At 63.6% G+C, this 14,765-nt stretch carries 10 protein-coding genes, 1 tRNA gene and 2 riboswitches; of the genes, 6 read left to right on the top strand and 5 right to left on the bottom strand.

What is annotated here, in order from left to right:
* Positions 1-58 precede the first annotated feature (58 nt).
* The 3 genes from gcvT to BFD71_RS13355 form a co-directional block, all read right to left on the bottom strand.
* The gene (gene gcvT, locus BFD71_RS13365; RefSeq protein ID WP_069264423.1) at positions 59-1,177 is read right to left on the bottom strand and encodes a glycine cleavage system aminomethyltransferase GcvT; all 1,119 of its coding nucleotides are present in this window, start codon (positions 1,175-1,177) and stop codon (positions 59-61) included.
* Positions 1,178-1,266: 89 nt separating this feature from the next.
* Positions 1,267-1,404, bottom strand: a riboswitch (glycine riboswitch).
* 57 nt (positions 1,405-1,461) lie between these two features.
* Positions 1,462-1,572: riboswitch (glycine riboswitch) on the bottom strand.
* 214 nt (positions 1,573-1,786) lie between these two features.
* Positions 1,787-2,161: a hypothetical protein gene (locus tag BFD71_RS13360; RefSeq protein ID WP_069264421.1), complete on the bottom strand. Its 375-nt coding sequence runs from the start codon at positions 2,159-2,161 to the stop codon at positions 1,787-1,789.
* 176 nt (positions 2,162-2,337) lie between these two features.
* The gene (locus BFD71_RS13355) at positions 2,338-3,393 is read right to left on the bottom strand and encodes an oxidoreductase (RefSeq protein WP_069264419.1); all 1,056 of its coding nucleotides are present in this window, start codon (positions 3,391-3,393) and stop codon (positions 2,338-2,340) included.
* Positions 3,394-3,670: 277 nt separating this feature from the next.
* Here BFD71_RS13355 and BFD71_RS13350 point away from each other — a divergent pair, with 277 nt between their 5' ends.
* Both BFD71_RS13350 and BFD71_RS13345 read left to right on the top strand, forming a co-directional pair.
* On the top strand, positions 3,671-5,761 hold the full coding sequence (locus BFD71_RS13350; RefSeq protein ID WP_069264414.1) for a UvrD-helicase domain-containing protein: 2,091 nt from the start codon (positions 3,671-3,673) through the stop codon (positions 5,759-5,761).
* An 84-nt stretch (positions 5,762-5,845) separates the two neighbouring features.
* Positions 5,846-6,427 (top strand): hypothetical protein, encoded by a 582-nt coding sequence (locus BFD71_RS13345; protein WP_069264412.1) that lies wholly within the window; start codon positions 5,846-5,848, stop codon positions 6,425-6,427.
* Positions 6,428-6,521: 94 nt separating this feature from the next.
* Here the strand turns inward: BFD71_RS13345 and BFD71_RS13340 are convergent, their stop codons facing one another.
* Complete coding sequence (locus BFD71_RS13340; RefSeq protein ID WP_069264409.1) at positions 6,522-7,445, bottom strand: c-type cytochrome; 924 nt, start codon at positions 7,443-7,445, stop codon at positions 6,522-6,524.
* A gap of 339 nt (positions 7,446-7,784) precedes the next feature.
* On the opposite strand from BFD71_RS13340, the gene BFD71_RS13335 reads away from it, so the two are divergent.
* The 4 genes from BFD71_RS13335 (at position 7,785) to BFD71_RS13320 (ending at position 11,066) form a co-directional block, all read left to right on the top strand.
* Positions 7,785-7,860, top strand: a tRNA-Arg gene (locus tag BFD71_RS13335).
* A 379-nt stretch (positions 7,861-8,239) separates the two neighbouring features.
* Entirely contained in the window at positions 8,240-9,025 is a 786-nt protein-coding gene (locus BFD71_RS13330; RefSeq protein ID WP_069264407.1) for a hypothetical protein, read from the top strand.
* Positions 9,026-9,074: 49 nt separating this feature from the next.
* On the top strand, positions 9,075-10,313 hold the full coding sequence (locus BFD71_RS13325) for a class I SAM-dependent methyltransferase (RefSeq protein ID WP_069264405.1): 1,239 nt from the start codon (positions 9,075-9,077) through the stop codon (positions 10,311-10,313).
* Between the two features lie 12 nt (positions 10,314-10,325).
* Complete coding sequence (locus BFD71_RS13320) at positions 10,326-11,066, top strand: hypothetical protein (RefSeq protein WP_069264403.1); 741 nt, start codon at positions 10,326-10,328, stop codon at positions 11,064-11,066.
* Between the two features lie 487 nt (positions 11,067-11,553).
* Here BFD71_RS13320 and BFD71_RS13315 read toward each other — a convergent pair whose 3' ends face one another.
* Positions 11,554-14,679, bottom strand: a complete 3,126-nt coding sequence (locus BFD71_RS13315) for an O-linked N-acetylglucosamine transferase family protein (protein ID WP_083245234.1) — start codon at positions 14,677-14,679, stop codon at positions 11,554-11,556.
* Between the last annotated feature and the right edge of the window lie 86 nt (positions 14,680-14,765).

The raw sequence follows: 14,765 nt of genomic DNA, 5'->3' as shown, positions 1-14,765 counted from the left end.
GTGCGGTTTTTGTTGCTCGAAAGGGGGAGGGCGTGCGCGCTGGCAGGATCCTCGCGGATCAGGCGGCGAGCACCTTGCCGTTGCGCACGAACGGCAGTTTTACCACGCTTGCGGGAAGGGCTTTGTCACGGATCTGCACCTGCACGACATCGCCCGGCTGCACGCCCTGCGGCACGCGCGCGAAGGCGATCGATTCCTGCATGCTCGGCGAGAACGTGCCGCTCGTGATCTCGCCCTCGCCGTGCGGCGTGAGCACTTTCTGGTGCGCGCGCAGCACGCCGCCGGCCTTGCCGTTTTCCTTCTGCAGGATCAGGCCGACGAAGGCCGAACGCGAACCGTTCGCCTCCAGCGCGCCGCGGCCGACGAAGTCGCGCGGCTCCTTCATGTCGACGGTCCAGGCGAGGCCGGCGTCGAGCGGCGAGACGCCGTCGTCCATGTCCTGGCCGTAGAGGTTCATGCCCGCTTCGAGGCGCAGCGTGTCACGCGCGCCGAGGCCGCAGGGCTTCACGCCCTGGCGCTGCAGGGCGTCCCAAAGTTCGCAAACGGCGGCGGCGGGCACCACGATTTCGAAGCCGTCTTCGCCGGTGTAGCCCGTGCGCGCGATCATCAGCTCGCCGAACGGCGTGGCTTCGACCTTCGCGGCGTTGAAGGGCTTGAGAACTTCGGTGGCGCTGCGCGACGAGGGCGCGATCTGCCAGACCTTTTCGCGCGCGTTCGGGCCCTGCACGGCGACGATCGCGAGATCGCGGCGCGGCGTGATGGTGAGGCCGAAGCCGCCTTCGGCGTTGAGCTTCTCGAACCAGGCGATGTCTTTTTCGGCTGTGCCGGCGTTGACGACGGTGCGGAACTGGTCGTCGGCGAAGAAGTAGACGATCAGGTCGTCGATCACGCCGCCTTCGGGGTTCAGCATGCACGAATAGAGCGCCTTGCCCGGCGTGGTGAGCTTGGCGACGTTGTTGGCGAGCGCGCGGGAGAAGAACTCGCGCGCCTTCGGGCCTGAAAAGTCGACGACGCACATGTGCGAGACGTCGAACATGCCGGCGTCGGTGCGCACGGCGCGATGCTCGTCGATCTGCGAGCCGTAGTTGACGGGCATGTCCCAGCCGCCGAAGTCGACCATGCGGGCATTCAGCGCGTGGTGCGTGTCGTTCAGCGGGGTGCGTTTGAGTTCGGTCATGGGGCCTCAGGCGGTCGCGAAAATTCGCGCGAAAACGAAAAAGGCCATGCAGGAAGCGCCGCAGGCACGATGCCCGTGGTCGGTTCTTGCATGGCCCCTCTGTCCTCGGTACCTGAGAGATTGCGCCCTGTTGCAGTTGGCGCGCGCCCCTTCGGTGGGCAGCCTGAACGCGTGGGGGTTACGATCCGCCGCCGCCCGTTCTACTGCCGCTCTCCAGAGTTGCGGACTGTGTGCCGCTTCGCGTCATCTCGCGCAAAAAGCGCAAAGGCAGCGAATCAGCGGTCCGGCGCGCACGGTCCTTTTGCCTGAGAGTTTGTGGGTTGCCCCTTCGGCGGCGCCGGTTGCACTTGCGAAAGCAAGCTAAGGCAAACGGCGCGCTCTCCCGGCGCGCGCAGCGATTGTGCGCGACGCCTCGGGGCTATGTCAATGCGGAAAAATTCTGCGCGCGGCGCCAGCAAAGGGGCGTGAGCCTTGCTGGCATTGGCTTGCGCAGATGCATAACGCGCCATGCATCGCGCCGGAGAAAAACGGGGGCGGTTCGGGTGGGCAGATGGGTCGGCACGAGCCGCGAGCGCGCGGTCCGTGCCGACAGGCCAATGCGTGTGGCGCTTACTCGCCGATGGCGCGAGCGGCCGTGTCGAGTTCCTCGTTCAGAACGTGTTGCTCGTCGGGCGAGATGCCGCCGCCGTGCTGCGCGGCCATGTCGTGAGCTTCGCCGCGGATCGTGTCGAGGCGGTGATGGAGCGCGCCGCCTTGGGGCGGCGGGTAGTAGCCCTGGCTCACGCGCATATCGATGCGATGGCCCAGGTTGTCGATGCGGCTGTCGACCTGATGCAGGCGATCGACGGCGACTTCGTGGGGATTCGGGCCGGGCGGCGGCGGTGCAGCGGCGTGGTGCGCCGGCTGGTTGATCACGCACGCGGCGAGGGTCGAAACGAGCGCGCCGGCGGCGATCAGGCGTAGAGCGTGGATGTAGCGGGTCATTCAGACTCTCCTTGGTCTTGTCGTTGCTTTTTTGGGCTTGCATGTCCACAAACGTCTGGCGATTGCCGCGTGATGACCCCACCGCGGCAACCAGATGTAACCATTTGTATGGACCTTTCAGCGGCGTCGGCGCCATGCAAGGTCGACGCCGCAGCCGAAAGCGCGCGCCGGTGCGCTCAGGACTGGCGCACGAACGCCAGCGTGCGGCCGTCCTTCGCGCTTTGCATGGCGAGTTCGATGAGCGTCATGACGTCGATGGCGTCCTGCGGGCTTACCGGGAACGGCTTGCCTTCGCGGATCGCCGCGGCCAGCGCGCGGTACAGATCGGCGTAGTTGCCCGCAGCGTTGGGCACTTCGAGATCGGCCTCCTGGCCGTCGTCGCGCAGCACGTGCAGGCGGCCCGTCTCATTGCCCGCGCCGAAGCCGGCCTGACCGGGGCGCAGGCCGTCCTTGAGCTGATCTTCCTGAGTGTCGAGCCCGTTCTTCAGATAGCTGCCGCGCGTGCCATGAATCGCGAAGCGCGGCGCGTACGCGGCGAGCGCGCTGGCGTGCAGCACCGCGTCGTGGTGCGGGTAGCGCAGCACGAGGTGCGCGTAATCCGGCGCGCTCGCGTTTTCGCGGCGCGTGTGAACGAATGCGGTGATCGACTCGGGTGCGCCGAAGAGCGCGAGTGTCTGGTCGATCAGATGCGGGCCGAGATCGTAGAGCAGGCCGCCGCCGCGCGTGGCGTCTTCGCGCCAGCGCTGCTTCACTTGCGGGCGGAAGCGGTCAAAGTGCGATTCGTAGTGCGTGATGCGACCGAGTTCGCCGCGCTCGATCAGCTCGCGCACGGTGAGGAAATCGCCGTCCCAGCGGCGGTTGTGGAACGGCGCGAACACGAGTCCGCGCTGCTTCGCGATGGCCGCGAGCGTGCGCGCTTCCTCGGAAGTGAGCGTGACCGGCTTGTCGACCAGCACGTGCTTGCCGCGCTCGAGCGTGCGGCGCGCGAGGTCGTAGTGCGTGTCGTTGGGCGTGGCGATCACGACGCATTCGATGGCATCGATCGAGAGCAGCGCGTCCAGGTCGGGCACGATCGCGGCGTCGGGATAGTCGGCCTGGGCGCGTTCGGCCTGGCTCGTGGCGATGGCGGCGAGCTGCGCGGCGCCGCTATGCGCGATCACGGGGGCGTGGAAAGTCTGGCCGGCGAAGCCGTAGCCCATCAGGCCGATTTGCAGCGGTTGCGGTGCAGTCATTGAGCGCTTCCTCTTTCCAGCGAGTGCGGGTGGCGGGAGCCCGTTATTGTGGCACGGCGCGTAGAGCGTGCGGAGCGAGGCGAGGGACGGGTGAGCTGTGGAAAGAGGAACATCGGGGGCGCCATCGGCGTATCGCTGTACCGTGTTAACATCGCACCTCCCACGTGAGAGGCCGCTGCGACGTACGCACGCCTCGCGCCGTGCGGCGTCACGAAAGGCTACGCGCCCCGTTCGCACGCCTCCCAGCCGTACCACCCGTTTTTCCAATCCAGCAACGATGTCCGCAGGCCTCAATTCCGCCCAAAACGAAGCGGTGCGCTATCTCGACGGTCCCTGTCTCGTGCTCGCCGGCGCGGGCAGCGGCAAGACGCGTGTCATCACGCAGAAGATCGCGCACCTCATCGAAGCGAAAGGCTTCGAGCCGCGCCATATCGCCGCCGTCACCTTCACCAACAAGGCCGCCGCCGAAATGCGCGAGCGCGTGGGCAAGCTGCTCGAAGGCAAGACGCTCACCACGCCCGGCAAGGAAGGCCGCAAGGTGCCGACCAACCAGCTGACGGTCTGCACGTTCCACTCGCTCGGCGTGCAGATTCTGCGCCAGGAGGCGGAACACCTGGGCCTGAAGCCCCAGTTCTCGATCATGGATGCCGACGACTGCTTCGCCATGATCCAGGAGCAGGTGGGCTCGACGGACAAGGGCTTCATCCGCAAGATCCAGTCGATCGTCTCGCTCTGGAAGAACGGACTCGTGATGCCCGAGCAGGCGCTGTCCACGGCCTCGAACGAGGACGAGCACCAGGCGGCCATCGTCTACCGCAACTACATGGCGACGTTGCACGCGTATCAGGCGGTGGATTTCGACGACCTGATCCGCCTGCCTGCCGAGCTGTTCGCGAAGAACGAGCAGGTGCGCGACCGCTGGCAGAACAAGCTGCGCTACCTGCTGGTCGACGAATACCAGGACACCAATGCCTGCCAGTACGAACTGCTGAAACTGCTGGCGGGCCCGCGCGCTGCGTTTACGGCCGTGGGCGACGACGACCAGGCCATCTACGGCTGGCGCGGCGCCACGCTCGAAAATCTCGCGCAACTCGGCAAGGACTTTCCGAAGCTGCACGTCATCAAGCTCGAGCAGAACTACCGCTCGACGGTACGCATTCTCACGGCCGCGAACAACGTCATCGCGAACAATCCAAAGCTGTTCGAGAAGAAGCTGTGGTCCGAGCACGGCATGGGCGACACCATCACCGTTACGCCCTGCAACGACGAAGAGCACGAAGCCGAGTCGGTCGTGTTCCGGCTTTCGGCGCACAAGTTCGAGCGCCGTGCGCAGTTTCGCGATTACGCGATTCTGTATCGCGGCAATTTCCAGGCGCGCATCTTCGAACAGGTGCTGCGTCGCGAGCGCATTCCCTACGTGCTCTCGGGCGGCCAGTCGTTCTTCGACAAGGCCGAGATCAAGGACATCTGCGCTTATCTGCGCCTGATCGCCAATCACGACGACGATCCCGCGTTCATCCGCGCGATCACCACGCCGCGCCGCGGCGTGGGCAACACCACGCTCGAAGCGCTTGGTTCGTTCGCGGGGCAGGCGAAGGTGTCGCTGTTCGAGGCCGTCTACATGGGCGGTATCGAGGCGCGGCTTTCGGCGCGCCAGGTCGAGCCGATGCGCGTGTTCTGCGATTTCATGCAGCGCCTCGCCGAGCGCGCGCAGAAGGACCCGGCGACGGTCGTGCTCGACGACCTCATGGATGCGATTCACTACGAGGCGTATCTCTATGACGCCTTCGACGAGCGCCAGGCGCAGTCGAAGTGGCAGAACGTGCTCGAATTCCTCGAGTGGCTCAAGCGCAAGGGCACCAAGCCCGAGCAGGAGATCGGCGAAGACAGCGAAGCCACCGGATATGACAATGCCGACGGTCTCGCCGACACCGGCAAGAATCTCATGGGCCTCATTCAAACCGTCGCGCTGATGTCGATGCTCGAAGGCAAGGAAGAGGACCCGGACGCCGTGAGGCTTTCGACCGTGCATGCGTCGAAGGGACTGGAGTATCCGCACGTGTTCCTGGTTGGCGTGGAAGAGGGGATCATGCCGCACCGCGGCGGCTCGGAAGACGATGTGATCGACGAAGGACGCATCGAGGAAGAGCGGCGCCTCATGTACGTGGCGATCACGCGGGCGCAGCGCAGTCTGCATCTGAACTGGTGCAAGAAGCGCAAGCGGGCGCGCGAGACGGTGGTGTGCGAGGCGTCGCGCTTCATTCCGGAGATGGGCCTCGACGACGCGCCGCCGCCGACCGCCGAAGAAGCGCCGATGACGCCGAAGGACCGGTTGGCGAGTTTGAAGGCGTTGTTGCAGAAGGGGTGATGACCCTGGCATGCAGCGGGTGTTTGCTTTTTTGGGACGCGGGCGGCTGTAGAGTGAACGCCTCTGACCCGCTCGCTGCCGCAGATGGAAGATCCATTACTCCAGCATTACCGTCACGCGCTTGAAACGTATATCGACGCGAAGGACAACACGAAGCCCGCACGGATTCACGAAGCATTCGCGCAGGATGCGGAACTGACGTTCTCGCTGGCGACACCGAACATCGCGTTTCCGGCGCGCAGCGTCGGCGCCGAAGCGATCGCGAAGACGCTGGTCAGCGATTTTGGTGAGCGCTATTCGCGCTGCCGCACCTACTACCTTTGCGAGGCCACTGCGCTCGTTGCGCGCGAGCGCACGATCGAAGCGCTGCCCTGGCTCGTCGTGATGCGCGAGGACGCGGCGGGCGCGCTGCGCATCGGTCACGGCACGTATCGCTGGACTTTCGATTCGAACGACATCGCGCCGCGCGTATCGGCATTCCACATTCACATTGCCCGGATGGACGTGATCGACGACCCGGACGGTGCGCGGCTCGAGCGCCTGCAACAGGGCTTGAGCTATCCGTGGCTCGCTCCCGCCGAACTGGCTGCGCGTTACGGCGCGCTCGCCGGGGACGCTTCGGGTGCGTTCGCTTTTGCCCGCGAATTCGCGCGTCCCGTGCGCTGACGCGCGACCGCTGTTTCATCGACGCATATAAAAATCCCCGCCCCGTATCGTTGCGGGCAGGGATCGTTTTGCGCTTTGGCGCGCGTGTGACGGCCTACTTCGCCGCGCTGACCATGTAATCGACGGCGGCCTTCACGTCGGCGTCGGAGGCAGTCGAGCCACCCTTGGGAGGCATCTGGCCCTTGCCGTGCAGCGCGTAGTTGTAGACGGTGTCCATCGGGTCCTTCAGGCGCGGCGCCCAGTCGGCCTTGTTGCCGAATTTCGGCGCGCCCAGTACGCCCGCGGCGTGGCACGCCTGGCAAACCTGCTGATAGAGTGCCTTGCCCGCCTGCGAGGCGTCGGCGCTTTGCGAGCCGCCACCTGCGGCCGGAGCGGACGAAGCCTGCGGGATGGCCGCGATCGCCGCTGCGGCGGCTTGCGCCTGGGCGGCGTTCGCATCGGCACCCGATGCGCTGGAGGCCGGTGCAGCGCCCGCCGCGCCCGAAGCTGCATTGGCTGCATTGGCAGCGCCTGGCGCGGGCTTGGGCGGATCCTGGAAGTTCGCGCCCGCGTGGTTCGCCATATAGGCGACGGCGAGGCCGATTTCGTAGTCGCTGTAGTCGTCGGGGCTCGTGCCGCCGCGCGGGGGCATCGCGCCCTTGCCGGAGAGCGCCGTTTTCCAGAGCGTGTCGAAGCCCTGCGCGATGCGCGGCGCCCAGTCGCCCGAGTTGCCGAACTTCGGCGCGCCGGCGGCGCCCGAGGCGTGACACGCCGAGCAGACAGCCTGGAAGACCTGCTCGCCGGTCTTGTAGACGTGCGGCGCGTTGGCGTCGCGCACGTTGACCTGCGCGACCGGCGCGATGCGCGCGGCGACCTGCTGGGTAGAGAGCTCGTCGGTGCCCGCGCCGGTGCGCGTCGTGTTGTCGACGTAATAGACGAGCAAAATGATGATGACGATGGGGACGGCAAACCCGGCGATGACTGCGGCGATCAGCTGGCCGGGCGTTTTGATCGGGGCTCCGTGGGGTGCTTCGCTCATGCTTGTCTCGACTCCCGTTGGTTTTATGGTGAGCGGTACAGCAGGACGGCAATGGCCATGCGGCAGATCAAACACCGACGATTATAGACGGAAGGTTTTCCGGCTGGTGGCTGGGCGCGGAGGGAGTTCAGCGGGCGTTTACCCGGAGCGGACCGGCAGTGGGACGTGTTGTTGCGTCTGAGTTGTGCCCGAATTGTGCCCGAATTGTGCCTGATGGGGATGCGACCCTTAATAATCCGCGCGGTGGACGGTTTAACCGAAACCGGTTATTCTCTCGGTCTCTCTTCGGCGCTGCCTTTCCCGTATTCTTCGGTCAATCGGCGGCGCCAGCAAGTCAACGCGCCCGTAGCTCAATGGATAGAGTACTGCCCTCCGAAGGCAGGGGTTGCTGGTTCGATCCCAGCCGGGCGCGCCAAAAATTCTCACCACCGCAAAGTCGAGAGTCCTCCTGCCGCAGGATGCCTTCAGAACTCGACAAATCAGCGTCATCTCCAGTCACACCTCTGGCTTCATGACCTCCGCGAAGCGTTCGCGTCCTCCGCTGTCGAGCGCAGCTTGACACGCTCAATGCGCTGCATGCGCCCGATACCAGGCAATCCGTAAGGATGTCCGTCTGGAACTGGATGCCTTCGATCGTGCTCCTGATCGCGCCTGCCCGGGTGTGCACGACGAAGGGCCATCGCCAACAGCGCATCCAAAGAATTGCACCGCTAACCGCGGTCTGTTCGCCCGATTGACGGCGAGGCTCAGCCGTTAGCCTTTAGCTTCGCAAAAGGCTTTGTGGGCCCGTCAAAATGAATACGTTGAATGTGTGCATCGGGCACGTGCCGTTTCCGGTCGAGCACGCGCATTTCGTCGATCTGTTGATTTCGCCGAATGCCGTGCCAGGAAACATCCGGAGAAAGGCAATCGTGCCCGATGAGTTGTACGGCGAGCACGGGCATGCGTTGTCGGAATACGCGCAGCTTTTCTGGCTGTTTCGCAATCTCGACTCGATCGCGTCAGGATACGAGTATCTGAATATCTTTCAGTACCGCCGGTTCATTTCGCCCACACCAGTAAATGCTCCGAAAGCAAGCAATCTGCCGTGGGCTTCGGTGGTTCAGGAAGCAGAGCTGGGTAACTACGCATACTGCTTCGAGCGTCAGCGTGCGAACAGCTGCTTCAATACGCCGATTACCCTCGGCGCGGCGGGCGTCATTGCGCAATACCAGGGCGCCCACGTACTCGAGGATTTCCTGAGCTTCACGCAGTACATGATGGGTGAGAAGCTGTTCGATTCGTCGGACGCGCTGAAATTCATCAGCCAGCAGCACTTTGTGCCTTCTTGCAGCATCGGCCTCTACCACGTCGATTTGTTTCGCTCGATCTTCGCAGTGCTCGAGCGCGCGTCGGAGTTCATGAACTCGCCTCGCTTCGTTGCGCGCGACGGTTATCAACGGCGCTCGGTCGGCTTCCTGCTCGAACGTCTGCACAGCTATCTGATCGTCGAACACTTCAGGAATGCCGGTGTGTTCGGCCACAACATGTTGATCTCGGATTCGGCGGTCGCCACTCACACGGCAGATCGCGTGCAGTGACTCCACTCCATCCGTTTCCCACCGAAATCGCTTCGTTCCGGAGCCATCCATGAATTCATATCGTGCCATTCCCGGTTGCCGCGTGAGCGGCAGCACGCATCAGATCCCGGTGCTCAATCTCGGCCACCAGGCACTTACCGGCGTTTTCCCGAAGTCGGCTGACGAGCCGGTCACGCGGGGCCCGCTGGAGCTCGTGTGGTCGCCGGGCAGCGGGCTGTTGCAGCTCGCGCACTCGTACGAACCCTCGGAGATGTACGGCGACAATTACGGCTATCGATCGGGGCTGAACCAGTCGATGGTCGATCACCTGACCGACAAGATCGCGTACCTCGAACGCCTGAAGCCGCTCTCGGCGGGCGACGTCGTGCTCGACATCGGCAGCAACGACTCCACGACGCTGAGGGCTTACCGCACTAACGGTCTGCGCCGGATCGGAATCGATCCGACCGGCAATAAGTTCCGCGAATACTATCCGGATGACGTGCGCCTCGTCCCCGACTTCTTCTCTGCCGACGCTTACCGTTCGGTCGAAAGTCGCCCGGCGAAGATCGTCACGTCGATCGCGATGTTCTACGATCTCGAAGCGCCGATCGAATTCGCGAAACAGATCGCATCGATTCTCGCCGATGACGGTGTCTGGCATTTCGAGCAAAGCTACATGCCGTCGATGCTGCGTCTGAATTCGTACGACACGATCTGCCACGAGCACCTTGAGTACTATTCGCTCGCCGTCGTGAAGATCATTCTGGAAGCGGCCGGCCTCAAGCTGGTGGACGTCGTGATGAATGCCGTCAACGGCGGCAGCTTCGCAGTGACTGCTGCGAAAGCCGGCGATCACTCGATCAAGGTGAATCATCCGGTAATCGACTGGCTGCTCGAGCAGGAAGACCGCATGGGCCTGAATACGCCGCGTCCTTATCGTGAATTCGAGGAGCGAGTGTTCCGTCATCGCGACGACCTGACGCGACTGATCCGCGCGCTGAACGCGGACGGCAAGAAGGTTCTCGGTTACGGTGCTTCGACGAAAGGCAACGTCGTGCTGCAGTTCTGCGGATTCACCGCGGCAGACATTCCGGCCATCGCCGAAGTGAACGAGGAAAAATTCGGCCGCGTGACGCCGGGCACCCATATCCCCATCATTTCCGAAGCGAAGGCACGTGCAATGAAGCCGGACTATTTCCTCGTCCTGCCGTGGCACTTCAAGAACGGCATCCTGCGTCGTGAAAGCGAGTATCTGAAGAGCGGCGGGCGCCTGATTTTCCCGTTCCCGGAAATCGAAATCGTCTAAGCCGGGATTCGCATGCAAGACGCCATCTCTATGGATATTCAGTCATTGCGGCACGCGTGGACGTGGCAGCCGCAGATGCAGCAGCATTTGCGCTTCCCGTTCGCGGGTGCTGGCACGCTCAATCGCAATGCTTCGCAGGCTTGGCAGGACATCTTCGTGCTGTCGATGCTGGATGGCCGTACGAACGGCCGTTATCTGGAAGTCGGCGCGAATTATCCGCTGTCGAACAACAACACCGCGTTGCTGGCCCTCCTTTACAGTTGGCAAGGCGTGTCGATCGAGTTCGATCCGGCGTTCTTCGGTAGCTGGCTCAAGGACCGTCCCGACCACACGCTCGTGCTCGCAGATGCGCTCGCACTCGATTATGCGAAGGCATTGCCTGCATGGTTCGGTAAAGACACGCAACGAATCGATTACCTGCAGCTCGACATCGATCCGAGCTACAACACGCTGCAAGTGCTGAAAAAGTTGCCGCTGGATCGCTACCGGTTTTCAGTGATCACATTCGAAACCGATGCGTATTCGGGCGATTTTCGTGCCCGCAGCGAGAGCCGCGATATTCTGCTTCGCCATGGCTATGAACTCGTCGCGCGAGACGTGTCCGTGCTGTTCCCGCCCGTCTCGCCGAATCCGATTCCGTTCGAGGATTGGTGGGTCGATCCGCAGGTCGTCTCGCGTGAAAAGATTCGTGCACTGCAGGCGATCGACAAGTCACCGCTGTTACCGCAGGACGTTCTGTTCGCTGTGACCTGAGTGTCACGGGACGAACCATAGCCTGCTCCGGGACTATCCCGTGAGCAGGCTATTTTTTTGTTCGAAGCGATGTGAGCAGGCTGCGCGCATCTTGCGCTGCGATTTTGCCGCCACGCACTCACGAAACGATAATCGGTAGTCCATACCGAAACCTGCGTCGATCAATGCGTGCCGACAGAGCCGGTGTTTGGGTCCTCGACCCGACGCCTTGTTCGCCGGGCTCAGGTGCGATCGAAAGCTGCGCCCCGACTTCTCGACGGACAACCAAACTGTCTGCGTTGCGTGTGTTTGAGGAATCCACAGGGCGTGAGATGCTTGATGAACAGCGTCTCGTTGGGCGCCCTGCGATCTGCTGGACGAGGGACGTGCAGCGCAAGACGAGCGCTGCGCCGATTCGGCCGTCAGGGCTGTGCCGCTACCCGACGCGCCGTTTATTGCTTGCCAGCAGGCGACGCCGGAGCGTCGCCTGGCTGTTGGGAGAACGGCCTCAATCGCCGTATTTGCGCAGATAGTTTTCGTAGCCTTCGCGCCAGCTCGGCGTGCCGAACGCGCCGCCGCTTTCGTGCACGACCGAAATCGGCCAGGTGCCCATGCGCAGCCCCTTGAGTTCCGCCTGGCGACAGAAGTCCATGTCGTAGAAGTGGAACTTGAACTGCTCGTCGAAATGCAGGCCGCTCTTCGCGAGCACTTCGCTATCCGCAATCAGCAGCAGACCGTCGAGAAGCTTGCATTCCTGTCCGGAAGGCCCGAAGGTCGACGCGATGTTGCACGGAAAGCCCTTGCCGTGGCCGACGGTTCCGCTCAGATACTTGCGCTCGTCCCACTGCAGATCGGGCGTCGCGAAGGCCCATGCGGGCTGGCGCGGCGCGCGGCGCAGGTTGCCGGCGAGCCCCACCACCTCGAAACGGGCGAGGGATTCGCGGATGCGCTCGGTCCAGAAGAAGTCGTTGAGCCAGACGTCGTCGTGAACGAATACGAGGATCGCCGGACGCTGCTTCGCCTCTTCGATCGCCGCGTTGTAGATGCTGGACAGCCCGCGCGTGTTGTTGTCGAACAGCTGGAGTTCGATGTTAGGCAGTTGGGCGTAGAGCTTTAGCGACTGGCCAAGCGCCGTTTCATTCGAGAACTGCTCACGGGTGCGGCGGGTGCCGCAGATGATACGAATCGGTTTCGTCGCTGCGGGGATGCCGGTCACCGCGTCGATCGACGTGATCGAGCCGGCTGTTGGCGCAATACCCGGTTGTTGCTGCTCGCGCACAGGTTCCGCAACCGGTTCCGCCGAAGCATCCTGCGGCTGCGCCAGGACCTCGAAATGCTCCGGCGCAAGTCCGTCGCACCAGCGCTGCCACATGGTTCGCAGCGCACGCGATACGGCGTTGGCGATCGTGCTTGCGCTGATGATGGGCGACTGCATGCAGTGCTGGCGCAACTCGCGGCGCACCGTTGCGAGTGCCTCGATGTCGCTGGCGAGCGCGACGCACTTGCTCACAAAGTCGTCCTTGTCGTTCGCGACGAAGGCCTCGTCGAGCCCGAGGTGCGAGAGCCATCCCGTGCTGCCCCGGCTCGCCATCGAAACGCCGGGCAGCGTCATGGTGGGCACGCCCATCCACAGGGCGTGCATGGTCGTGGTCGAACCGGCGAATGGGAACGCGTCGAGACAGACGTCGACCTGCTGGTGCTGTTGCAGGTAGACATCGGTGCCCTTGCGCTGCATGAAGCTGATGCGGCTCACGTCCACGCCTTCGCTCGCGAACAGTTTGGCCACTCTGTTCATCTGTTCGATCGACGTGATCGCGCCAATGAGCATGCGCGAAGTCGGTATCTCGCGCAGCACGCGTGCCCAGAGCGCCACGACTTCCGGCCCGATCTTGACCAGACGGCTGAAGCTGCCGAAGGTCAGGTAGCCGTTTTTCAAGGCGGGCAGCTCGTTAACATCCGGCGCTTGCGCGTACGGCTTGAACGGCGCGAGAGCCGGCAGGAACACGAGCTTTTCCGAGAAACGGCTGGCGAACTGTTCGAGCGGTGTGACGAACCGGTCCGACATGTAATAGTCGATGGCCGTCAGGCCGGTCGTGGCCGGATTGCCGATCCAGCTCACCTGGATGGGCGCGGGCTTGTGCGCGAGGGCCACGAGACGGTTACGGCCGGTATGGCCGGACAGATCGATCATGATATCGATGCCGTCGTCGCGCATTTTTTGCGCGACCGCTGCGTCGGTCATGCCGAAGATTTCGTGCCACGCTTGCGCGTGCTCCCGGATCGTCTTCGTGAACGCGTCGGTGACCACGTAGTTCGAATAGACGTGCAGCGACAGGCTCGTGTCGCGGGCCAGATGCTCCACGATCGACTGGAAGAAGTAGGCAACCGGGTGATTGATCAGGTCGCCCGAAACGAAGCCGATCCGCAGGCGCCGCGACGGATTGCGATCGTTGGGGTGCTTCGGCCAGTGTGCACGCAGGGAAGCTTCCTGGCGCTTCCCGTACTCGCAGAACTCTGCAAAGGCGCTTTCTGCATCGAGATCAGTCTTGTGCATCAGGCAGAACAGCATGTTGCTGTGTGTGGCCGCCTGCATGGGCGCGAGTGCGAGCGCCTTACGAAAGGCGCTTTCCGCTTCGTCGTACTGGCCATCCTCGTTCAGCGCATTGGCAAGCGCGTCGAGTTCGAGAGCATTGTTCGGCTCCAGTTCAACGGCGCGGCGCATCTGGGCGATGCCCTCGCCGGCGCGGCCCGTTGCCTGAAGGGCGGCACCCAATGTGCGATGCAGGGCTGCACTCTCGGGATGCTTTTCGAGAGCCTGGATGCAGTGCAAGATGGCTCGCTGGTGCTGGCGTGTGATATGCAGCGCGTCGGCCAGCATCGTCTGGGCGGGGAGGCTGTTGGGCATCAGGCCGGTGGCGCGCTCGGCCGACATCACAGACTCCGCGTACTTGCCTGCGCGCTGCAGGGCGTGCGTGAGCGTCAGCCAGCATTCGCCGTGCGCAGGGTTTTGCTCCGTCAAGCGACGGGCAAGCTTCAGCGCGGCCTCTGTTTTTCCGCCGTTGAACAGATCGGCAAACTGGCGCAGCTCCGTCATGCTTGCGCGGCGCGGGTCGACTATCGCTGCGGGCGTGTCCGAGGTCTTCTGCGGCGGCGCGGCTTCGGGAGCCTCCGCCGCGGCCACCCGCGAAGGTTCAGTGGACGGCGCCGGCGTCGCTGCGGCGTCAGGCTGGGGCAGACGAGCCTTCAACGTCTCGATGGCATCGCCGGGAACACCGCATTGGCGCGCCACGTCGAGCGCCATCCGCGCGGCCTCGAACTGGTTGCTGGCGGTGAGGGCGTTGAAGTAGTAGACCCAGAGTTGCGCGAAGTTCGGCGTATGGCCGAGCACCGCTTCGAAGTGCGGCACGGCCTCGGCTGGCCGGTCCGTTTGCATGTACAGCACGCCAATGTGGTAGTTGGCGTCGACATGATCGCTATCCGCTTCCAGCACGATGGCGTAGAGCGCTTCGGCTTCGTCGTATTCCTGCTTGCGATGGTGCTCGATCCCGGCTTCCATGACGAGCTGGATGTCGTTCCCCATTTGCGATTGAGGGGCGAGCGCGGTGGTTTCGGTCGGAGTTGGGAAAGCGGTCATGACGAAGGCGTGCTTGCGCCGCAGTTAGCAGAGGTAAGGCAATTATCGAGCGCGCGCACTCGGGACGAATTGCCGAGTTGACGTCA

This window comes from Paraburkholderia nodosa (genome assembly GCF_001718195.1).
In the GTDB taxonomy this organism is placed as follows: Bacteria; Pseudomonadota; Gammaproteobacteria; order Burkholderiales; family Burkholderiaceae; genus Paraburkholderia; species Paraburkholderia nodosa_A.
Note: the sequence above shows the minus strand (reverse complement) of the source record. Positions and strands in the feature narration are given on the sequence as shown.

Bases quoted from the DNA above. Each gene is read 5' to 3' on its own strand.
- BFD71_RS13355 (WP_069264419.1), bottom strand. From the start codon at position 3,393: ATGACTGCACCGCAACCGCTGCAAATCGGCCTGATGGGCTACGGCTTC.
- BFD71_RS13360 (WP_069264421.1), bottom strand. From the start codon at position 2,161: ATGACCCGCTACATCCACGCTCTACGCCTGATCGCCGCCGGCGCGCTC.
- BFD71_RS13350 (WP_069264414.1), top strand. From the start codon at position 3,671: ATGTCCGCAGGCCTCAATTCCGCCCAAAACGAAGCGGTGCGCTATCTC.
- BFD71_RS13330 (WP_069264407.1), top strand. From the start codon at position 8,240: ATGAATACGTTGAATGTGTGCATCGGGCACGTGCCGTTTCCGGTCGAG.
- BFD71_RS13345 (WP_069264412.1), top strand. From the start codon at position 5,846: ATGGAAGATCCATTACTCCAGCATTACCGTCACGCGCTTGAAACGTAT.
- BFD71_RS13325 (WP_069264405.1), top strand. From the start codon at position 9,075: ATGAATTCATATCGTGCCATTCCCGGTTGCCGCGTGAGCGGCAGCACG.
- BFD71_RS13315 (WP_083245234.1), bottom strand. From the start codon at position 14,679: ATGACCGCTTTCCCAACTCCGACCGAAACCACCGCGCTCGCCCCTCAA.
- BFD71_RS13340 (WP_069264409.1), bottom strand. From the start codon at position 7,445: ATGAGCGAAGCACCCCACGGAGCCCCGATCAAAACGCCCGGCCAGCTG.
- gcvT (WP_069264423.1), bottom strand. From the start codon at position 1,177: ATGACCGAACTCAAACGCACCCCGCTGAACGACACGCACCACGCGCTG.
- BFD71_RS13320 (WP_069264403.1), top strand. From the start codon at position 10,326: ATGCAAGACGCCATCTCTATGGATATTCAGTCATTGCGGCACGCGTGG.